Below are 23,123 nucleotides of genomic sequence, written 5' to 3'. Positions count from 1 at the left end.
AACGTTGGGCCGCTCAATAAGGTCAGTGGGTTACCATTCGCATCCTCGAACGTATCGGCTATCGCTACTCCATCTAAGGTCACATTTCCGGTGTTAGTCACTGTAATCGTATATTCTACTGTATCTCCTAAACTTGCTCCTACTGGTGCTACATCATTCGTGATCGCTACGGTCTTAACCGCTTCGATACTTGGAGCTTCAGGAATTGTAAAAGGCGTAACATCATTAGTAGTGTCAGCATCGTTATTATCACCATTAATGGAGTCTATATCATCTGTTTCAACAGTTTCAGGATCTGTAACAGCGGAACCATCAGCTGTTGTACCAGTATCAGATGTGTCTGTAATATCGTCTAAAGTATTTCCTATATCTCCTCCTGGAACTTCTGCAGTAACAGAAGCAGAATTTTCAACTCCTCCAGCATCAACGTCTGATTGTAATATAGTATATGAAGCAGTACAAGTTGTACTTAAACCTGGTGCTAAACTAGAATCTACACAAGTAACTGTTCCGACTATAGGATCAGTTACAACTATGTTAGATAAAGTTTCATCACCAGTGTTAGTTACAGTAAATTCATAATTTATAACATCATCTAATAAACCTGGTGCTCCTGAAGAAGTGACACTAGAAACACTCTTAATTAAACTAATACTACAATCGGCAGAATCTAAAACAATTGGCATTGAGGATGTAGCACTACATGTAGTTGTAGCTTGGTATCTTACCTCTATAGTATAAGAATCTGGTGGTAAATTATTAAATACATTGGATGTTTGCCATGTTTGATCATTAGACCCACTTAGACTTGATAAACTATACTCTATAGTACCACCACCATTATCTGTTGCATCTACAGTTATAGTACCTAAATTAGATAAACATGTTGGTTGCACACTACTTGTTGAAGCTTCAATTGTTGGAGGCGGAATAAAGAAACTCGGATCATAAAGTATGAACATCTTACCATCTCCACCATCTGTTCCTGTTGCACCACTCTGCGTGATTCGAATACCTCTTATATCTGAACCAGATGGTACCAATGCTGTTAATGGATAAATAGCTGCAAATACATTAACACCTGAAAGTATTGGCACTCCTGTATCTATGTAATCCGCTAAGGTAACTGTAACTACGTTTCCTGTTAAATTCAAACTATTATCTAAAGCTTGAATACTTACTTCGTTATTACCGCTTCGCTCAGTAACAACTACATATCTGTTTGATGCAGATGTTATGTCTGAATTGTAAACAAATTCTACATAATCTGTAGGCTCTATACCATTGTCTAAAGCAAGATAATTTCTCAAGTTTGCATTTGAATTGGCCTCTATTAATGCAGGATCAAATATTGCTGGCCCTTGAGATATATCGTGTGTTGTTACATTTTGCGCTATAATAAACTGATTCGCTGCTGCTTCGTTAGCAAATGAATAATTTGTAGATTCCGGTCTTGCAATACCTGTAAAAGGGTTAGGCTGACCTGTAACTGTTATGAAATTTAAAATAGCAGGATCAAATTGGTTTGCTCCTGTGTTAACATCAAATGTTACATCTCCTGCTAATAGTGCTGCTGTTGGATTTCCTGTTGGAACCACATCAAGACAAGCATCATCACTACACTCATAAGGTGCTGAAATTAAAGCAGAATCTGTTAATGTACATGAAGGTGCGTCTGAAAAAGTAGCTGTAAAAGACAAGTCATTACCATTTGCTGGTAAAACAACATCATCAAAAACATGACTTGTTGCACTATCTAAACTACCTACAGCTATGCTCAGTGTAATATCACCAGTAATATCTAAAGTACCACTAGGAGGAGCATTATCATAGGTTACTGTAATATCTGCAGTAAAAGTATCGTCTGTTATGTCAGATGGTGTACCATTATCATTACATGCTGTGATATCTGATGCAGTAAGCGCTGTAATATCAAAATCAGAATCTTCTAACGTCACAGAATTAGCTACAGCTACACATTGATTATCAGATTGATATCTTACTGCTGGCGTATATATACCTGGTGTTAGATTATTAAAAACATTGGATGTTTGCCATGGCCCAGCTACACCATTAATACTATACTCAATAGTTCCACCACCATTATCTGTTGCATCAATGGTTATAGATCCTAAATTTGTTGGACAAGTTGGCTGAACTATATCTGTGGTGGCTTCAATTGTTGGAGGTGGAATGAAGAAATTTGGATCATAAAGTATGAACATCTTGCCATCACCTCCATCTGTTCCTGTTGATCCACTTTGTGTGATTCGAACACCTCTTATATCTGTACCAGACGGCACCAATGCTGTTAATGGATAAATTGCTGCAAATACATTAACACCTGAAAGTATTGGCACTCCTGTATCTATGTAATCCGCTAAGGTAACTGTAACTACGTTTCCTGTTAAATTCAAACTATTATCCAAAGCTTGAATACTTACTTCGTTATTACCGCTTCGCTCAGTAACAACTACATATCTGTTTGATGCAGATGTTATGTCTGAATTGTAAACAAATTCTACATAATCTGTAGGCTCTATACCATTGTCTAAAGCAAGGTAATTTCTCAAGTTTGCATTTGAATTGGCCTCTATTAATGCAGGATCAAATATTGCTGGCCCTTGAGATATATCGTGTGTTGTTACATTTTGCGCTATAATAAACTGATTCGCTGCTGCTTCGTTAGCAAATGAATAATTTGTAGATTCCGGTCTGGCAATACCTGTAAAAGGGTTAGGCTGACCTGTAACTGTTATGAAATTTAAAATAGCAGGATCAAATTGATTTGCACCTGTGTTAACATCAAATGTTACATCTCCTGCTAATAATGCCGTTGTTGGATTTCCTGGAGGAATTACATCAAGACAGGCATCATCACTACATTCATAAGGGGCAGTAAATACATTTGTGTTATTTAACGTACATGTTACCTCATCAGAAAATGTTGCCGTTAAATCTATTGCTCCACCATCTGCTGGAAGAACTACATCAACAAATGTATGTGGTGAGGTTAAACCAACTACTGAAACCGATGCCGTACCATCACCTGAAAGATCTAGAGTTCCTGTAGAAGGTGCTCCAACAAAGGTTACTGTTATATCTGCGGTAAAAGTATCGTCTGCTATATCACCAGGTGTACTATTATCGTCACAAGGATCAATGTTTGAAGACGTAATATCTGAAATATTACAAGCTACACATGCCGAAGTGTCACCTGCATCTGTAACCGCAGAATTCGTTCCTAAAGAATAATCTACTCCTGTCTCTGTAACAAGACCGTCTCCGTCTACGGATGCTGGATCTGGCTCACCAAATTGACTATCATCTGATCCTGCTGCTGTATTAGTACCATATGCTTCATTAGCATCTGGACATCCATCACCATCACTATCTGTGTTTTGGAAATCATAACTTCCATCAGCACCTGTATCTATAGGTGTTGTAGCTGCTGCTGTATCATCTGCACCATTACCATCTCCATCATTAAAGCCTGCATCATTGCTATCTATAACACCGTCTCCATTTGTGTCTAAAGCTCCATTACCTGCTTCATCTACATCATAAATACCATCGTTATCTGAATCTAAATCTAATTGGTCTGGAATTCCATCATTATCATTATCAATTGGCACACATTCTAAGTAAACACCAAAGGCAAAACCTTGTCCTCCTTGACCTACTTGTCCAGCTACATTAATTGTTACCGTTAAATTTGATGTATTGTTACTTCTTAAGATTGGAACACCTGCTCCTGTATTAAAATACTCAACTACATTTGTGTTAACACCTGATATATTATAACCTGTACCAAAAACACTTTCTATGAGCTCCCAATTTTCCCCATCTGTCAGGATACGTTGAAACTCTTCATCAGGAAAAGCTATATTGTTTGTCTCTTCGGTATCAGCAAAGATAATGTCTGGACTATACGTAAATCCATCTACCGAAACTGCTGTAAAAGCAATATCAAATCTTATGTCGTTATTATCACCAGGACCACCAAAGTTGGCAAATATTGAAGCACCTGGTAAATTGTAATCTGTTTGCAACCTAGCACCACCAAAGGTATTGAAATCACTTAAAAAGTAATCTGACGGACCATTTCCGTTATCTGCACCATATGTAGCAGATTCTGTGATGTTTAAGTCTTCGACATTACTAATTACTGCAGTAATAGTTCCGCCATCTGGCAATGTAAGTACAGCTGTATCACCATTATCAATACCATCAGCTAAATCTGTTCCTGTCCAGTTTAGCCAGAAAATTTCTGAAGCAAAATCACCTGTTGTAACAGTTGAGTTACCCTGCGTTATAGGTGTACAATTTTGTTCGAAAACATCTAGAATTCCATCATTATCATCATCCTCATCACATGCATCGCTAATACCATCACCATCTGTATCTAAGTTACCTGATGCCAATGCATCACAAGGATCAGGATCAACTAAAACCTCTGTTATTGGAGGTGTAGATTGACAAATTGGAGAAAAAGAGGCTACAATCTGAGTATAATTACCAGCATCTAAGCCAGATATTACTACATCACCTGTTGAATCAGAAGTTATTGTTGTGTTAACTGCTACACCATCATCTAAATAATCTACGGTATATGTATTATTTGGTAATAAACCCTCTAAAGTAATACTACCGTCTGTTCCACCAATTGTTGTAGGATTTGATACCACAGAGTTAGAAATTGTAACAAAATCTGCAGGATCAGACACTGTTGTATTAGACAAAACCAAAGTTTGATTTGGCAACGTGTTAGGCACCACATTTCGGTATACAATAGTTCTTGGCGCACCACCTAAATCATCGACAAAGGAAACGACAACCCTGTAGTATTCACCTGCTCCTAAAGGTAAACCAAACTTTACTTTAGAACTATTTTGAGACCCATGACCCGAAGCTCCATTAAATTCTCTTATCCCACTAAGTATATTGCCAGCACAATCTGTTAAATATATTGTAGCACCTAAGGCTGGTCTCACTCCAGAACCTCCTGTAGTTGTATTATCAAAAAATACTTCTACATCAAGATAATCTGTATTAGCAAAATTATTTTCCCATAATTGATTTTGACCACCAGATACAGCAACGTATAAATCTAAATCACCATCATTATCAATGTCTATAAATTCTGCCGCCTCTCCATTTCCATTCACGTTGATTCCTAAATTATCCGAAGAAAAACTAAAGTTCCCTGCGCCTGTTGACGTATTTAACAGCAAATATGATGTACCACTATTATTGGTTAGAAATAGATCTACCAGACCATCGTGGTTTACATCACCTTGAGTAACACCGTCTATACCTCCAGCATTGGGTAAAGCAGACAATCCTCCACCGTTATTTACAACAGAGACAGTAGCAATAGCAAAATTACCAGAGCCTGATCCCGTTTGTTCTATTAAGACTGTTGTAGCGTTATTAGTTGAAAAATCAGTCCAAAGGGCATCAAAATCACCATCATTATCAAAGTCTGCCCATACCACACCACCTTTATTTCCGTTAGAGGCATCAAAGTTCAATCCATAAAAAGGAGTAAAACTACCGTCTCCGTTTCCTGCATATATGTCTGCCTGTGCTGGATTGCTTGCAGTTCCATCTCTTCTAATTGCAACATCTACAAATCCATCATTATTAAAATCTACTGCTGCACCATAATCACCAAAGCCTCCAGAACCGGTAAACCCTGAAGTTGCTGCTGGAACCAAAGAAAACACTCCCGTTCCATCATTTTCAAATAACAGAATATTTGAATTATTATCTACAACAATATCTAAATAACCATCACCATCTACATCAATCCATGTTGCAAACTCAGTTGAATTAAAACCTGTTAGTGCAGGCCTCCCTCCTACGGCTGCACCACCTTGTTGCCATAGTGAAAATGTACCTGTGCCATCATTAGAGAAAATATAAAAATTAGTAGCACCGCCAGTTGTAACCAATAAATCTAAATCCCCATCGTTATCCATATCACCAGCAGAAACCTGCCTTACATCAAAACCGCTAAGCGTAAATTGTGCCGAGTTATTAAATACTCCAGCTGGTCCTTGTAATCTTATTAGAAGAGTTTCGACACCACCACTTAATTGACCAACAGCAAAGTCTAAAAGTCCATTATTATCAAAGTCACCTGTGGTGAAACCTCCAGATGAAGTACCAATAACATTTAAGTTGGTTGGGGTATTAAGTGAAAATGATTGTGCCTTAAGGTTTGAAAATGAAACTAATGAAACTGCTAAAGCTATAGCGTACATATAATTTCGGATTGAGAATCGAGTAGAGATTTTCATAGTATTATATAGTTGATGTATAATTCAAATTCTATTTAAATCGATGCTTTGTCTATCGATAAAATGCAAATATATCCGACAAAGTGCAAAAAAACAAATTTATTTGTAAGGTTTTTCAATAAAAAAGCCTTAATTATTTATATAAATCCTATTAAGACACAAAAAAGCACCTAGTTATCACACATTAAAAAAACTAAATAGATTAGTGAAGAGATTTGCTATTAATCAACTTCGAGTCTTATTTAGCAAGAAAATTAATCCCAAATTTTTCTTGATGTAAAAATTACAAAAAGAACTATTGATTTTCATTTCGAAATATAATTACAAAATTACCAAATTGTTATACTTCTATTTCTCTTTTAGTTGAACGACCAAAATTATATGTTGAGTGGAAAGTTCCATTCGATGAACGGCAAATTTTTCGTTTCAAAATATTAAGTAATTACTATTTTTGCAACTTTAATAATAGTATGAGTTTTAAGGAAGAAATAAAAAGAAGACGAACATTTGGAATTATATCGCATCCAGATGCTGGTAAAACTACTTTAACGGAAAAACTATTACTTTTTGGTGGTGCTATCCAAGAAGCAGGTGCCGTAAAAAGTAATAAAATAAAGAAAGGTGCTACGAGCGACTTTATGGAGATAGAGCGTCAACGTGGTATTTCTGTTGCTACATCTGTCTTGGCTTTTGAATACGACGGTATTAAAATTAATATTCTAGATACGCCTGGCCACAAGGATTTTGCCGAGGATACATTTAGAACCTTAACTGCCGTAGATAGCGTTATAGTAGTTATTGATGTAGCCAAAGGTGTTGAGGAACAAACCGAAAAATTGGTTGAAGTTTGTAGAATGCGTAACATTCCAATGATTGTTTTTATTAATAAACTAGACCGTGAGGGTAAGGACGCTTTTGACCTTTTGGATGAAGTTGAACAAAAACTTGGTCTAAAAGTTACACCTTTAAGCTTCCCAATTGGTATGGGTTATGACTTTAAAGGGATTTATAACATTTGGGAAAAGAACGTTAATCTTTTTGAAGGAGATAGTAAGCAACATATTAACGATACTGTTGAAATTTCTGATTTAAATTCTGAGGAATTAGATAAGCTTGTTGGTGAAAAAGCAGCACAAACTCTAAGAGATGAGATAGAATTGGTAGAGGGTATCTACCCTGATTTTGATAAAGAAGCCTATTTAAATGGTAATTTACAACCTGTGTTTTTTGGTTCTGCTTTAAATAATTTTGGTGTGCGCGAATTGCTTGATTGTTTTATTGAAATAGCGCCTAAGCCCAGAGCTAAACAAAGTGAAGAGCGCTTAGTACAACCCGATGAAAAACAATTTTCTGGTTTTGTTTTTAAGATTCATGCCAATATGGATCCTAACCACAGAAACAGATTGGCATTTGTGAAGATTGTTTCTGGAGAGTTTAAACGAAACACTCCTTATTTACATGTAAGACATGGTAAGAAACTTAAATTCTCTAGTCCTAATGCCTTTTTTGCTGAAAAGAAAGAAATTGTAGATATCTCTTATCCTGGTGATATTGTTGGCTTACAAGACTCTGGAAACTTTAAAATTGGTGATACTTTAACGGAGGGAGAAACTCTTAATTATAAAGGAATTCCAAGTTTTTCCCCTGAACACTTTAGATATATCAATAATGCAGACCCAATGAAAGCTAAGCAGCTTTACAAGGGTATTGATCAGTTAATGGACGAAGGTGTGGCACAGTTGTTTACCTTGGATTATAACGGTCGTAAGGTAATCGGAACTGTTGGTGCTTTGCAATATGAAGTTATTCAATACAGATTAGAGCACGAATATGGTGCAAAGTGTACTTACGAAAATCTTAATGTACATAAGGCATGTTGGGTTCAGACAGATAATGAAAAGAGTGATGAGTTTAAAGACTTTTTAAGAGTGAAACAACGTTATTTAGCTAGAGATAAGCAAAATCAATTGGTCTTTTTAGCCGACTCAATGTTTACCTTACAAATGACGCAACAAAAATATCCAAGTATAACATTTCATATGACGTCTGAGTTTGAATAAAGCTAAGTCATTCATCGAATAAATTGAAAAACACATGTGTTTTATCGATAATATTTGCTTTTTAACGACATATTATTTATTCTTGATTTTCAATATCTAATTTGATAATAAGATTAACCCCAAACTAATCTACTTATTATGGATGTAAACGCGAACGTTTATAGTAATAAAGATATTACTGTAACCTACGAACCACGTTGTTGTGTAAATGCTGGTATTTGCGCTAAACAACTTTCAGAAGTATTTAGGAATTCTGTGATTCCATGGATTGATTTAGATGGCGCACAAACTGATGTGATTGTTAATCAGATTAAGAAATGTCCATCAGGTGCATTAAAATATCATCTAAACCAAAAAGATGTGGCTTAAACTTTACTTTTAAGTAATAAAAAATCCTTGTAGTATTTCACTACAAGGATTTTTTATTGTCTTTAATTTTAGCTTTAAAAACAGAAGAATTAAATTTAAGCAAATTTAAGAACACTTCACTATTTTTATAACAGATTGCATTAACGAAAATTTTAACTTCTTCTGTTCCACTAGAAACACTTCAATATTTATTACTTTTTTAAATGCAATAAGATATTTCTATAGAATTCTACTATAATTAAATCATGCTTGTCCTGTTGGTCCAAAATTCAATGGAATTGGTGGTTACTGTATGGTAACATTTCTCACAACCACAAATTCTAAATTTATGCCTGACCTGTTGGTCCGAAGTTCAAAGGAATTGGTGGTTGCTCGTAATCTTTAATTTCACCATGGGCTTTTTCAAATCGAGCTACATTATCACCTAATGCTTTTAGTAAACGTTTAGCATGTTGTGGTGTTAAAATTATTCTAGACTTAACCTTACTCTTAGGTGTACCTGGCATTATGCTTACAAAGTCTACAACAAACTCTGAAACTGAATGGTTAATGATTGCTAAGTTAGAATAAGTACCTTCTGCTACCTTTTCGTCTAACTCTATATTTATCTGTCCTTTTTTTGGATTCTTTTTTTCTTCTGACATAATATTAATTTTAAAATTAAAAAAGCCTTCAAACTATAAGAGAATGAAGGCTTTTTGTTTATTTAGATTCCTACCTTCGCAGGAATGACAAACTTCTAGTTAAAGTTCATTTCTTCTTTAGCTTTCATCATTTGATCAAATTCTTCTTTAGAACCTACAATAATATTATCATATTCTCTAACACCTGTACCAGCTGGTATTCTGTGTCCTACAATAACATTTTCTTTCAGTCCTTCAAGAGTATCTACCTTACCATTTACTGCTGCTTCGTTAAGAACCTTAGTAGTTTCCTGGAACGATGCTGCAGAGATAAACGATTTAGTTTGTAATGAAGCTCTAGTAATACCTTGTAATATTGGTGTTGCTGTAGCTGGCTGTGCATCTCTAGCAGTAACAAGGTTTTTATCTTCTCTACGTAAGATTGAATTTTCATCTCTTAGCTGACGTACAGTAACAATTTGACCTGATTTTAAATTCTCAGAATCACCAGCATCTTCTACAACCTTCATTCCGAAAATCTTATCGTTTTCTTCAATGAAATCTGATTTATGTACTAATTGATTTTCTAAGAAAATTGTGTCACCAGAATCCATAATTCTTACCTTACGCATCATCTGTCTTACAACAACTTCAAAGTGCTTATCATTAATCTTTACACCTTGTAAACGATATACTTCTTGTACCTCATTTACTAAGTATTGCTGTACTGCAGAAGGGCCTTTGATATTTAAGATATCATTTGGTGTAATAGATCCATCAGATAAAGGCATACCTGCTTTTACATAATCGTTTTCTTGTACAAGAATTTGATTAGATAATTTCACTAAGTACTTCTTAACCTCACCTAATTTAGACTCAATTATAATCTCGCGGTTACCACGCTTTATCTTACCAAATGATACAACACCATCAATCTCACTTACAACAGCAGGATTAGAAGGATTACGTGCCTCGAATAACTCAGTTACACGAGGAAGACCACCAGTAATATCACCAGCCTTAGCAGACTTACGAGGAATCTTAACTAAGATTTTACCAACCTCAATTTTGTCTCCATCATCAATCATAATGTGCGCACCTACTGGTAAGTTGTAAGAACGGATTGTTTCGCCTTTAGAATCTTCAATCAATAATGTTGGTATCAACTTCTTATTTCTAGACTCTGAAATTACTTTCTCTTGGAAACCTGTTTGTTCATCAATTTCTACTTGGTAGGTTACACCTTGTTCGATGTTTTCGTACTTCACTTTACCAGCAAATTCCGAAATAATTACACCGTTATATGGATCCCACTGACAGATTACATCACCTTTCTTCACTTTAGCACCTGGCTTAACAAAGATGTGCGAACCATAAGGAATGTTATTTGTACTTAAAACAATACCTGTTTTAGCATCTGTTAACTTTAATTCTGAAGTTCTAGAGATAACAACATCTACTTCGTTTCCTTCGTTATCTTTAGTTTTTACAGTTTTAAGGTCATCGATTTCTGCAATACCGTCAAACTTAACTATCAACTTATTCTCTTCAGAAATGTTACCTGCAATACCACCTACGTGGAACGTACGTAATGTAAGCTGTGTACCTGGCTCACCAATAGATTGAGCAGCAACTACACCAACAGCTTCACCTCGTTGTACCATTTTACCAGTAGCAAGGTTACGTCCGTAACACTTCACACATATTCCTTTTTTGGCCTCACATGTTAATGGCGAACGTACTTCTATAGATTCGATAGCGGAATCACCTATTTGTTTTGCAATTGCATCATCAATATGACCACCTGCTTCTACAATTAGCTCTTCAGTATGAGGATCGTAAACATCATTTAACGATGTTCTACCAACTATTCTAGCTTCTAACTTCTCTACAACTTCTTCATTCTTCTTAAGTGCAGAAACTTCGATACCTCTTAACGTACCACAATCTTCTTCGTATACAATCACATCTTGTGAAACATCTACTAAACGACGTGTTAAGTAACCTGCATCGGCAGTTTTAAGAGCCGTATCCGCAAGACCTTTACGAGCACCGTGAGTTGAGATAAAGTACTCTAAAATTGAAAGGCCTTCTTTAAAGTTAGAAAGAATTGGATTTTCAATAATCTCTCCACCACCTGCATTAGATTTCTTAGGTTTAGCCATTAATCCACGCATACCTGTTAACTGACGAATCTGTTCTTTAGATCCACGAGCACCAGAATCTAACATCATAAATACAGAGTTAAACCCTTGTTGATCCTCACGAATACGCTTCATAGATAATTCTGTTAACTCTGCATTGGTAGAGGTCCAGATATCAATAACTTGGTTATAACGTTCGTTGTTTGTTATAAGTCCCATGTTATAGTTACCCATAATGCCATCAACTTGCTTATTGGCAGCATCTATCATTGCATGTTTTTCTTCTGGTATAATAATATCACCTAAACTAAATGATAATCCACCTTGGAATGCAAACTTATAACCTAATGTTTTAATCTCGTCAAGGAACTCAGCAGTTTCTGGTACTGAAGTCACTTTTAAGATTTTACCAATGATATCTCTTAAAGACTTTTTGGTTAAAACCTCATTAACATAACCTGCAGCTTCTGGTACTTTTTCATTGAAAAGCACACGACCAACTGTAGTCTCTATGATTTGAGTAGTTAATTCGCCTTCTTCGTTAAAGTCTTTCGTTCTTACTTTAATTCCTGCATTAAGATCAACCTTCTTCTCATTGTAAGCAATTGTTACTTCTTCTGGAGAGTAGAATGTTAAACCTTCACCTTTAACAGTAAAATCTTTATCAGTCTTACGTAACTTAGTCATGTAGTAAAGACCAAGTACCATATCTTGAGAAGGTACTGTTACAGGAGATCCATTTGCAGGGTTTAGTATATTGTGAGAAGCTAACATTAATAACTGTGCTTCCAATATCGCTTCTGGTCCTAATGGTAAATGCACTGCCATCTGGTCACCATCGAAATCCGCGTTAAATGCCGTACACACTAATGGGTGTAACTGAATTGCTTTACCTTCGATAAGTTTTGGCTGGAATGCTTGTATACCAAGTCTGTGAAGCGTAGGAGCACGGTTTAGTAATACTGGATGTCCTTTAAGAACATTCTCTAAGATATCCCAAACAACAGGCTCTTTTCTATCTATAATTTTCTTTGCAGATTTTACAGTTTTTACAATACCTCTTTCAATAAGTTTTCTAATGATGAAAGGCTTGTAAAGCTCTGCTGCCATATTTTTTGGCAATCCACACTCGAATAATTTTAATTCTGGTCCTACAACAATTACAGAACGTGCAGAGTAATCAACACGCTTACCAAGTAAGTTTTGACGGAAACGTCCTTGCTTACCTTTTAATGAATCTGATAACGATTTTAATGGTCTGTTAGAATCTGTTTTTACTGCAGATGATTTACGCGTGTTATCAAATAATGAATCTACAGATTCTTGTAACATACGCTTCTCATTACGTAAAATTACTTCTGGTGCTTTTATCTCAACTAATCTCTTAAGACGGTTGTTACGGATAATTACACGACGGTAAAGATCATTTAAATCTGAAGTTGCAAAACGTCCACCATCTAATGGCACTAATGGTCTTAATTCTGGTGGAATTACAGGAACAGCCTTCATGATCATCCATTCTGGTCTGTTCTCTCTATTTTCGTTAGACTCTCTAAAAGCTTCAACAACTTGAAGACGCTTTAAAGCTTCTGTTTTACGTTGCTTAGATGTTTCGTTATTAGCTTTGTGTCTTAATTCGTAAGACAACTGATCTAAGTCAATTCTAGCTAATAAATCGATAAGACACTCAGCACCCATTTTAGCGATAAACTTATTTGGGTCAGTATCTTCTAAGTATTGGTTTTCTTGAGGAAGAGATTCTAAAATATTAAGGTATTCTTCTTCTGTTAAGAAATCCATTTTCTGTACTGGCTCACCTTCAGCATTCATTGCATTACCTGGTTGAATAACCACATAACGCTCGTAATAAATGATCATATCTAATTTCTTAGATGGTAATCCAAGAAGGTAACCTATTTTGTTTGGTAAAGAACGGAAATACCAGATATGAGCTACAGGAACAACTAAATTAATATGTCCCACTCTATCTCTACGTACTTTCTTTTCAGTTACTTCTACACCACAACGGTCACAAACAATACCCTTGTAACGTATTCTTTTATATTTACCACAAGCACACTCATAATCCTTTACAGGACCAAAAATACGCTCACAGAACAAACCATCACGCTCAGGTTTGTGAGTTCGATAATTGATAGTTTCTGGCTTTAATACTTCACCTCGAGAAGCTGCTAAAACAGATTCTGGAGACGCTAAACCAATAGAAATTTTGTTAAATTTCTGTACTGTATTCTTATCTTGTTTTCTTGCCATGTTTTTTATAGTATTCAGTCTTCAGCCTTCAGCGCACAAATTAATATGCACTGATGACTGTCTACTACTTTTTTTATTCTTCTAATCTAATATCTAATCCTAAACCTTTTAATTCATGCATCAATACATTGAATGATTCAGGTAGTCCTGGTTCTGGCATTGGCTCACCCTTAACGATTGCTTCGTAAGTTTTTGCTCTACCAATTACGTCATCTGATTTTACAGTTAAGATCTCACGTAAAGTACTTGATGCACCATAAGCTTCAAGTGCCCATACCTCCATCTCACCAAAACGCTGACCACCAAACTGTGCTTTACCACCTAATGGTTGCTGTGTAATTAATGAGTAAGGACCTATAGAACGTGCATGCATCTTATCGTCAATCATGTGACCTAACTTAATCATGTAGATTACACCTACTGTTGCAGGTTGGTCAAAACGATCTCCTGTACCACCATCATATAAATAGGTATGACCAAATCTTGGCACACCAGCTTCATCTGTAAAGCCATTAATCTGATCTAATGTTGCACCATCAAAAATTGGAGTTGCATAAGTTCTGTTTAACTTCTGACCTGCCCAACCTAATACAGTTTCATAAATCTGACCAATGTTCATACGAGAAGGTACACCAAGTGGGTTTAATACTATATCTACAGGCGTTCCGTCTTCTAAGAATGGCATATCTTCTTGACGAACAATACGCGCAACAATACCTTTGTTACCGTGACGACCTGCCATCTTATCACCTACTTTTAGTTTACGTTTCTTAGCGATGTAAACTTTAGCAAGCTTAATGATACCTGCTGGTAATTCGTCACCTACAGAGATTGTAAACTTCTCACGTCTTAATGATCCTTGAAGATCATTTTCTTTAATCTTATAGTTGTGGATTAAATCTGCAACTAATTCGTTTGTATGATCATCAGTTGTCCATTTACCAGATGTTAAGTGCGTGTAATCATCTACAGCATTTAACATTTTTAAGGTATACTTTTTACCTTTTGGTATAATTTCTTCACCTAAATCATTATAGATTCCTTGTGCAGTTTTACCATTAACAATTGCAAATAGCTTTTCAACTAAAATTGCTTTTAAATCATCAAAACGCTTATCGTAAGCATCTTCTAGCTTCTCGATATCTTCTTTATCTTGAGCTCTCTTACGCTTATCCTTTACAGCTCTTGCGAATAATTTTTTATCGATAACAACACCATTTAATGATGGAGATGCTTTTAAAGATGCATCTTTTACATCACCTGCCTTGTCACCGAATATCGCACGAAGTAACTTTTCTTCTGGAGTTGGATCTGATTCACCTTTTGGAGTAATCTTACCAATTAAGATATCACCAGGTTTAATCTCAGCACCAACACGAATCATACCATTTTCATCTAAGTCTTTAGTAGCCTCTTCTGAAACGTTTGGTATATCATTAGTTAACTCTTCGTTACCTAATTTTGTGTCTCTAACTTCTAGAGAGTACTCATCGATATGAATAGATGTAAAGATATCATCACGAACAACTTTTTCAGAAATTACAATCGCATCCTCAAAGTTATACCCTTTCCAAGGCATAAAGGCTACTTTCATATTTCTACCAAGTGCTAATTCTCCGTTTTGAGTTGCATAACCTTCACATAAAACCTGACCTTTAGAAACTTTATCCCCTTTTCTAACGATTGGTTTTAAGTTAATAGAGGTACCTTGGTTTGTTTTTCTGAATTTTACTAATGGATATTCTTTAACATCACTGTCAAAGCTAACCATTGCTTCTTCTTCAGTACGTTCGTACTTAATGACAATTTTCTCCGCATCAACATACTCAACAACACCTTCTCCTTCAGCATTAATTAATACTCTAGAGTCTGATGCTACTTGACGCTCTAATCCAGTACCAACAATTGGTGCTTCAGGTCTTAATAATGGAACTGCCTGACGCATCATGTTAGATCCCATTAAGGCACGGTTTGCATCATCATGCTCTAAGAATGGAATTAAAGATGCAGAAATAGAAGCAATTTGGTTTGGCGCAACATCTGTGTAATTTACACTTGTTGGCTCAATCACAGGGAAATCACCTTCTTGACGTGCAATTACTTTATCATGCTGAATTTTACCTTTATCATCAACTTCAACAGTTGCTTGAGCAATCATCATTTCTTCCTCTTCCTCAGCACTTAAATATGTTGGTGCATTTTTAATATCAACTACACCATTTTCTACTTTTCTATAAGGAGTTTCAATGAATCCCATTGAATTTACCTTAGCATATACACCTAATGAAGATATTAAACCAATGTTTGGACCTTCAGGTGTTTCAATAGGACATAAACGTCCGTAATGTGTATAGTGAACGTCACGTACCTCGAAACCTGCTCTTTCTCTTGAAAGACCACCTGGTCCTAATGCTGATAAACGACGCTTGTGAGTAATCTCCGCTAATGGATTGGTTTGATCCATAAACTGAGATAACTGGTTTGTACCAAAGAAAGAATTAATTACTGAAGATAATGTCTTAGCATTAATCAAATCTATTGGAGTAAACACCTCATTATCACGAACGTTCATACGCTCGCGAATTGTACGTGCCATACGAGCTAAACCAACACCAAACTGAGAAGATAACTGCTCACCTACTGTACGTACACGACGGTTAGACAAGTGATCGATATCATCAATCTCTGCTTTAGAGTTTATTAACTCAATTAAATATTTTATGATGGTTATGATATCTTCTTTGGTAAGTACTTGCTTATCCATTCCGATATCTAAACCTAGTTTCTTGTTCATTCTGTAACGACCTACTTCACCTAAAGAGTAACGTTGGTCTGAGAAGAATAATTTATCAATTATACCACGTGCAGTTTCCTCATCTGGCGGCTCTGCGTTACGTAATTGACGGTAGATATGTTCAACAGCTTCTTTTTCAGAGTTTGTTGGATCTTTTTGTAATGTATTGTGAATAATTGCGTAATCCCCTTGTTGCGCACTTTCTTTGTGTAAAAGAATTGTTTTTACACCTGCTTCAAGGATTTCTTCAATATTATCTTTGTCTACGATTGTGTCACGATCTAATACAATTTCGTTACGCTCAATAGATACAACTTCACCTGTATCCTCGTCTACGAAATCTTCGTGCCACGTATTAAGTACACGTGCAGCGAGTTTACGACCGATTACTTTCTTTAAACCAGATTTAGAAACTTTTACTTCTTCTGCAAGATCAAAGATTTCTAAAATATCTTTATCACGCTCAAAACCGATAGCACGGAAAAGCGTAGTAACTGGTAATTTTTTCTTTCTATCAATGTAAGCGTACATTACACTGTTGATATCTGTAGCAAATTCAATCCAAGATCCTTTAAAAGGAATTACTCTTGCAGAATATAACTTAGTACCATTAGCATGGAATGACTGGCTAAAGAATACACCTGGTGAACGGTGTAACTGAGATACAACTACACGCTCTGCACCATTAATACAAAAAGTACCACTAGGCGTCATGTAAGGAATTGTACCTAAATAAACATCTTGAACGATTGTTTCGAAATCTTCGTGTTCAGGATCAGTACAGTATAACTTTAATCTAGCTTTTAACGGAACACTGTATGTTAATCCTCTTTCTATACATTCTTCTATAGTATAGCGTGGAGGATCGATAAAGTAATCTAAAAATTCTAATACAAACTGATTACGAGTATCTGTAATAGGGAAGTTTTCCATGAAGGTATTATACAACCCTTCATTTTCTCTTGCTTCTGACTTTGTTTCTAATTGGAAAAAATCCTGGAAGGACTTAATTTGAATATCCAAAAAGTCTGGGTAATCTGTTCTATTTACAATAGAAGAGAAATTAATTCTTTCAGCCTTTTTTGCTAACATTGATGAACGAGATTTTTATTAAATAAAAACTAAAATATGTATATAACGTTTATATACACAAAAGGGTTTAGGTCTTAGAGGGACTCTCCAGACCTAAACCATATGTTGTAGGTTAAGCTGAGCTTACTTAAGCTCAACCTCAGCTCCAGCTTCTTCTAAAGAAGATTTTAAGCCTTCTGCTTCGTCTTTAGAAACACCTTCTTTAATTGTACTTGGTGCATCGTCAACTAAACCTTTAGCATCTTTTAATCCTAAACCAGTTAATTCTTTAACTAATTTTACAACTGCTAATTTTGAAGCACCTGCTGATTTTAATACTACATCAAATTCTGATTTTTCTTCAGCAGCGTCTCCACCACCTGCAGCACCAGCACCAGCAGCAACTGCAACTGCAGCAGCAGCAGGCTCAATACCGTACTCGTCTTTTAATATAGTAGCTAATTCGTTAACTTCTTTTACTGTTAAGTTAACTAATTGTTCTGCGAAATCTTTTAAATCTGCCATTTTTCTATTGTTTTAATGTGTGTTTTTTATTTTAATTTCTAAGTGTGTTCTTGTTAATTATCCTTCTCTTTCAGATAATGTTTTAACTAAACCAGCGATTGTACCACCACCAGATTTAAGTGCCGAAATAACATTCTTAGCAGGAGATTGTAACAATGTAATAATCTCGCCAAGTAATTCTTCCTTAGACTTAATATCAACTAGTGTGTCTAATAAATCATCGCCAATGTAAATTGCTTCTTCAATGAAAGCACCTTTTAACAAAGGCTTCTCAGATTTCTTGCGAAATTCTTTTATAACCTTTGCAGGAGCATTTCCTGTTTCAGAATACATTACAGAAGTATTACCTTTTAAAGTAGATGGTAAATCACCGAAATCTTTATCCGATGCTTCCATAGCTTTCTCTAAAAGTGTATTCTTTACAACAGCTAACTTAATGTTAGATTTGAAACAAGCTCTTCTTAAATTTGAAGTTGTTGCTGCATCTAATCCAGAGATATCTGTTAAATAGATATTTGTATTATCTGCCAACTGAGCAGTCAACTCTTCAATTACTACCGATTTTTCTTCTCTTGTCATAATATTCTAAGTTTAACTACTATCCTATTTTTGTGTCAATTGCAATACTTGGACTCATAGTACTAGACATGTAAATACTTTTCATGTAAGTACCCTTAGCTGCAGTTGGTTTTAATTTCATTAACGTAGTTAACAATTCGTTTGCGTTACCAACTAGTTTATCAGCGCTAAAAGACGCTTTTCCTATTGGAGCGTGTACAATACCTGTTTTATCTACTTTAAAGTCAATTTTACCAGCTTTTACTTCGCTAACTGCTTTTCCTATATCCATAGTTACTGTTCCTGTCTTAGGGTTTGGCATAAGACCTCTTGGCCCTAATACTCTACCTAATGGTCCTAACTTACCCATAACGCTTGGCATAGTAACGATAACGTCAACATCTGTCCAACCGTCTTTAATTTTTTGTAAGTATTCATCTAATCCAACATAATCAGCACCAGCTTCTTTAGCTTCTGCTTCTTTATCTGGAGTAACTAATGCAAGAACCTTCATATCTTTACCTGTACCGTGTGGTAAAGAAACTACACCACGAACCATTTGATTGGCTTTACGTGGATCTACACCTAATCTTACTGCTAAATCTACTGAAGCATCAAACTTAGTGTATGTGATTTCTTTTAGTAAAGCTGAAGCTTCTTCTAAAGAGTAAAGTTTATTTTTATCAACTTTAGCTCTTGCTTCTTTTTGCTTTCTTGTTAATCTTGCCATTTGTAAAAATTTAGTTTGGAGCTTCACCTCCTTTAACAGTGATACCCATCGATCTTGCAGTACCAGCTACCATTTTCATAGCTGATCCGATTTCAAATGCATTTAAATCTTGCATTTTATCTTCTGCAATTGCTTTAACTTGATCCCAAGTTACTTTTGCTACTTTACGTCGGTTAGGTTCTCCAGATCCTTTCTTTACTTTGGCCGCTTCTAATAATTGTACTGCAGCTGGTGGTGTTTTAATTACAAATTCAAAAGATTTGTCTTTGTAAACTGATATTACTACTGGTAATACCTTACCTTGTTTATCTTGAGTTCTAGCATTAAACTGCTTACAGAACTCCATGATATTAACTCCAGCGGCACCTAAAGCGGGTCCAACCGGTGGCGATGGATTCGCAGCACCTCCCCGAACTTGTAACTTAACTACTTTGTCTAGTTCTTTTGCCATTTTTTAAAATTTAGTGCGTCTGTCTATGTTGGAAGCTTAGACTAACGCTATCTTTATTGTAACAATTATTATAACTTTTCAACTTGCATATAGCTTAACTCTAATGGCGTTTTTCTTCCGAAAATCTTTACCATTACTTCAAGTTTACGCTTTTCTTCAAATATTTTTTCGATAGTACCATCAAAACCATTGAATGGTCCATCGATAACTTTTACAGTCTCACCTTTTGTAAATGGAATTGCAATATTAGCATCCGCCTCAATCGCTAATTCATCAACTTTACCTAACATTCTGTTAACCTCAGACTGTCTTAACGGTACAGGATCACCACCTTTTGTTTCTCCTAAAAAACCAATAACATTAGTAATTGATTTAATAATATGAGGAATCTCTCCACTTAGGTTAGCCTGTATCATTATATATCCAGGGAAATATACTTTCTCCTTGTTTATTTTCTTACCGTTACGGATCTGAATAACTTTTTCAGTAGGAACTAAAACTTGGTCTACATAGTCTTCTAAACCTAATCTTGCAATTTCGTTTTCTATGTAGGTCTTTATTTTGTTTTCCTGACCACTTACAGCTCTAACAACATACCACTTTTTATCTGACATCTCCCTTGTTGTATTTTGTTAGTTTAATAAATCGAAATATACTCTTACCGCTTTACTAAAAACAGTATCCACACCCCAAATAGCTAAAGAAAAAATAATTGAAAAAACTGCTACAATCACAGTCAATCTTTGAGCTTCTGGCCAAGGCGTCCAAGACACATTGTTTTTTAACTCTTCGAATGATTCCTTTATATATGTTATTAATCCTGCCATTTGTTTATTATTTAAAGGTTATTTCAACCTGTTATCTAATTTTGCACGGGTTGAGAGACTCGAACTCCCGACACCTGGTTTTGGAGACCAGTGCTCTACCAACTGAGCTAAACCCGTAAACAATAATCAAGGCATCCTGAAATATCAGGACACCTTAATTAATTTATTTTAACTATTTTGTTTAGTCTAAAATTTCAGTTACCTGACCAGCACCAACTGTTCTACCACCTTCACGGATAGCGAAACGTAAACCTACGTTCATTGCAATTGGTTGGATTAACTCAACAGTAATAGTTAAGTTATCACCAGGCATTACCATCTCAACACCATCTGGAAGAGAAATATTTCCAGTTACGTCAGTTGTACGTACGTAGAACTGAGGACGGTAGTTATTGTGGAATGGAGTGTGACGTCCACCTTCTTCTTTCTTAAGGATATAAACCTCAGCTTTGAATTTTTGGTGTGGAGTTACAGAACCAGGCTTAACGATTACCATACCTCTAGAGATTTGAGTTTTCTCAATACCTCTTAATAAGATACCTGCGTTATCACCAGCTTCACCTCTATCTAAGATTTGACGGAACATTTCGATACCAGTAATAGTAGATGTTAATTTCTCAGCACCCATACCGATAATCTCAACAGGGTCACCAGTATTAGCTACACCAGTTTCAATACGACCCGTTGCTACAGTACCACGACCAGTAATTGAGAATACATCTTCGATTGGCATTAAGAAAGGCTTATCCATATCACGTACTGGCTCTTCGATCCAGCTATCACAAGCTTCCATTAATTCCATTACAGTATCAACCCACTTTTGCTCACCGTTTAATGCACCTAATGCAGAACCAGCGATTACAGGACCATTATCACCATCATATTCATAGAAAGATAATAAATCTCTGATTTCCATCTCAACTAATTCTAACAACTCTTCATCATCAACCATATCCACTTTGTTCATGAATACAACGATACGAGGAATACCTACCTGACGACCAAGTAAGATATGCTCACGAGTTTGTGGCATTGGACCATCTGTTGCAGCAACAACTAAAATAGCACCATCCATTTGAGCAGCACCAGTAACCATGTTCTTTACGTAATCCGCGTGACCTGGACAGTCAACGTGAGCATAGTGACGATTTGCTGTTTGATATTCTACGTGAGAAGTATTAATCGTGATACCTCTTTCTTTTTCTTCTGGTGCATTATCGATTTGATCGAATGCTCTTGCTTCAGATAAACCTGCATCAGCTAATACTTTAGTAATAGCAGCAGTTAAAGTTGTTTTACCGTGATCTACGTGTCCAATAGTACCTATATTTAAGTGTGGTTTTGAACGATCGAAAGTTGCCTTTGCCATGTTTAATTTATTTAATCTTATTTAATATTAGTGTTCAATTGCTATTCTAAGTTTCTCTTAGAAAAAAGAGCCAATGACGAGATTTGAACTCGTGACCTCTTCCTTACCAAGGAAACGCTCTACCCCTGAGCTACACCGGCGTAAAGTGTTTATTATCTCAATTAAGAGACATCTGCCTTCGCAGACTTTTTTGAGCGGGAGACCGGGTTCGAACCGGCGACATTCAGCTTGGAAGGCTGACGCTCTACCAACTGAGCTACTCCCGCTTTTATAATTAAGTTTCCTTAATTAATGGTTTCAATATTTCAAAACAATCAAAAATTGTTTGATTGAAAAAAGTGGGGAGAGCAGGATTCGAACCTGCGAAGTCGAAAGACAACGGAGTTACAGTCCGTCCCATTTGGCCGCTCTGGAATCTCCCCTTATTTATTTCAAAATTTCAATTTAAAAACACTTACATTTTAGTGTTTTTAGAGCCGATAGAGGGACTCGAACCCACGACCTGCTGATTACAAATCAGCTGCTCTAGCCAGCTGAGCTATATCGGCTTTTTGAGTACTTTTTCTCAACAATTTCTTGCCATAAAAAAGCCCGCTATTTCTAACGGACTGCAAATGTAGTATTTTATTTTTTTATTCAAAACATTTTCTCAAAAATTTTATGCTTTTGTTCTAGCTCTTAATTTTTGTTTTCGTTTTTTGATTTGCCTCTCTAATGATGCTATTGCAATATCCGCACCTTCCTCAAAGGTTTTACATTGTTTTTTAACTACAAAACTATCACCAGGAACACGCACTTTAGCTTCAAAAACTTTGTTTTCTTTATCGCTAGTATTTTCAACTTTCAAATAAACATCGGACTGAATTATTTTGTCATAAAATAAATCTAGTTTATCCATTCTCTTCTGAATGAAATCAATCAACTTTCTGTCTGCTGTGAAATTAACGGATTGGGTGTTTACTTTCATACATTACTTTTTAAGTTAAACATTTGTAATGAAGAACATTCGATTTTCATTACTTA

General features: G+C 35.7%; 14 protein-coding genes and 5 tRNA genes. 2 read left to right on the top strand and 17 right to left on the bottom strand.

Annotated features, from left to right (window positions below; all coding sequences use genetic code 11):
* Window positions 1-6,305, bottom strand: a 6,305-nt coding sequence (locus tag ACXAFS_RS06105; protein ID WP_475305903.1) for a DUF7507 domain-containing protein, incomplete at its 3' end; no start/stop codon positions are given.
* 470 nt (window positions 6,306-6,775) lie between these two features.
* Between ACXAFS_RS06105 and ACXAFS_RS06100 the strand changes: the two genes are divergently transcribed.
* Window positions 6,776-8,365, top strand: coding sequence for a peptide chain release factor 3 (locus tag ACXAFS_RS06100; protein WP_475305902.1), 1,590 nt, complete (start codon window positions 6,776-6,778; stop codon window positions 8,363-8,365).
* 138 nt (window positions 8,366-8,503) lie between these two features.
* Window positions 8,504-8,734 (top strand): (4Fe-4S)-binding protein, encoded by a 231-nt coding sequence (locus tag ACXAFS_RS06095; RefSeq protein WP_475305901.1) that lies wholly within the window; start codon window positions 8,504-8,506, stop codon window positions 8,732-8,734.
* Window positions 8,735-9,060: 326 nt separating this feature from the next.
* Here the strand turns inward: ACXAFS_RS06095 and ACXAFS_RS06090 are convergent, their stop codons facing one another.
* The 16 genes from ACXAFS_RS06090 to hpf form a co-directional block, all read right to left on the bottom strand.
* Window positions 9,061-9,378, bottom strand: coding sequence for a DUF3467 domain-containing protein (locus tag ACXAFS_RS06090; protein ID WP_076617118.1), 318 nt, complete (start codon window positions 9,376-9,378; stop codon window positions 9,061-9,063).
* 95 nt (window positions 9,379-9,473) lie between these two features.
* Entirely contained in the window at window positions 9,474-13,775 is a 4,302-nt protein-coding gene (gene rpoC, locus ACXAFS_RS06085) for a DNA-directed RNA polymerase subunit beta' (protein WP_475305900.1), read from the bottom strand.
* Window positions 13,776-13,848: 73 nt separating this feature from the next.
* A complete protein-coding gene (gene rpoB, locus ACXAFS_RS06080; RefSeq protein ID WP_475305899.1) occupies window positions 13,849-17,661 on the bottom strand; it encodes a DNA-directed RNA polymerase subunit beta in 3,813 nt (1,270 codons plus the stop codon).
* Window positions 17,662-17,784: 123 nt separating this feature from the next.
* Window positions 17,785-18,165, bottom strand: coding sequence for a 50S ribosomal protein L7/L12 (gene rplL, locus ACXAFS_RS06075; RefSeq protein WP_475305898.1), 381 nt, complete (start codon window positions 18,163-18,165; stop codon window positions 17,785-17,787).
* A 57-nt stretch (window positions 18,166-18,222) separates the two neighbouring features.
* The gene (gene rplJ / locus ACXAFS_RS06070) at window positions 18,223-18,744 is read right to left on the bottom strand and encodes a 50S ribosomal protein L10 (RefSeq protein ID WP_475305897.1); all 522 of its coding nucleotides are present in this window, start codon (window positions 18,742-18,744) and stop codon (window positions 18,223-18,225) included.
* Between the two features lie 19 nt (window positions 18,745-18,763).
* Window positions 18,764-19,453 carry a 50S ribosomal protein L1 gene (rplA, locus tag ACXAFS_RS06065; RefSeq protein ID WP_459443171.1) on the bottom strand — a complete coding sequence of 230 codons (690 nt, stop codon included), beginning with the start codon at window positions 19,451-19,453 and terminating at the stop codon, window positions 18,764-18,766.
* A gap of 10 nt (window positions 19,454-19,463) precedes the next feature.
* A complete protein-coding gene (gene rplK, locus ACXAFS_RS06060; RefSeq protein WP_243472581.1) occupies window positions 19,464-19,904 on the bottom strand; it encodes a 50S ribosomal protein L11 in 441 nt (146 codons plus the stop codon).
* Window positions 19,905-19,972: 68 nt separating this feature from the next.
* Entirely contained in the window at window positions 19,973-20,518 is a 546-nt protein-coding gene (gene nusG, locus ACXAFS_RS06055; RefSeq protein WP_076617136.1) for a transcription termination/antitermination protein NusG, read from the bottom strand.
* An 18-nt stretch (window positions 20,519-20,536) separates the two neighbouring features.
* The gene (gene secE / locus ACXAFS_RS06050) at window positions 20,537-20,731 is read right to left on the bottom strand and encodes a preprotein translocase subunit SecE (protein WP_475305896.1); all 195 of its coding nucleotides are present in this window, start codon (window positions 20,729-20,731) and stop codon (window positions 20,537-20,539) included.
* A gap of 44 nt (window positions 20,732-20,775) precedes the next feature.
* Window positions 20,776-20,848, bottom strand: a tRNA-Trp gene (locus ACXAFS_RS06045).
* A 64-nt stretch (window positions 20,849-20,912) separates the two neighbouring features.
* On the bottom strand, window positions 20,913-22,100 hold the full coding sequence (tuf, locus tag ACXAFS_RS06040) for an elongation factor Tu (RefSeq protein WP_076617142.1): 1,188 nt from the start codon (window positions 22,098-22,100) through the stop codon (window positions 20,913-20,915).
* Between the two features lie 68 nt (window positions 22,101-22,168).
* A tRNA-Thr gene (locus tag ACXAFS_RS06035) sits at window positions 22,169-22,240 on the bottom strand.
* 53 nt (window positions 22,241-22,293) lie between these two features.
* Window positions 22,294-22,366 (bottom strand) — tRNA-Gly (locus tag ACXAFS_RS06030).
* A 73-nt stretch (window positions 22,367-22,439) separates the two neighbouring features.
* A tRNA-Tyr gene (locus ACXAFS_RS06025) sits at window positions 22,440-22,522 on the bottom strand.
* A gap of 52 nt (window positions 22,523-22,574) precedes the next feature.
* A tRNA-Thr gene (locus ACXAFS_RS06020) sits at window positions 22,575-22,648 on the bottom strand.
* A 110-nt stretch (window positions 22,649-22,758) separates the two neighbouring features.
* The gene (hpf, locus tag ACXAFS_RS06015; RefSeq protein WP_475305895.1) at window positions 22,759-23,067 is read right to left on the bottom strand and encodes a ribosome hibernation-promoting factor, HPF/YfiA family; all 309 of its coding nucleotides are present in this window, start codon (window positions 23,065-23,067) and stop codon (window positions 22,759-22,761) included.
* Between the last annotated feature and the right edge of the window lie 56 nt (window positions 23,068-23,123).

It is taken from the genome of Winogradskyella sp. ABM4_392, assembly GCF_056160445.1.
The sequence above is the reverse complement of the archived record's forward strand: the minus strand, read 5'-3'. Positions and strand labels throughout refer to the sequence as shown.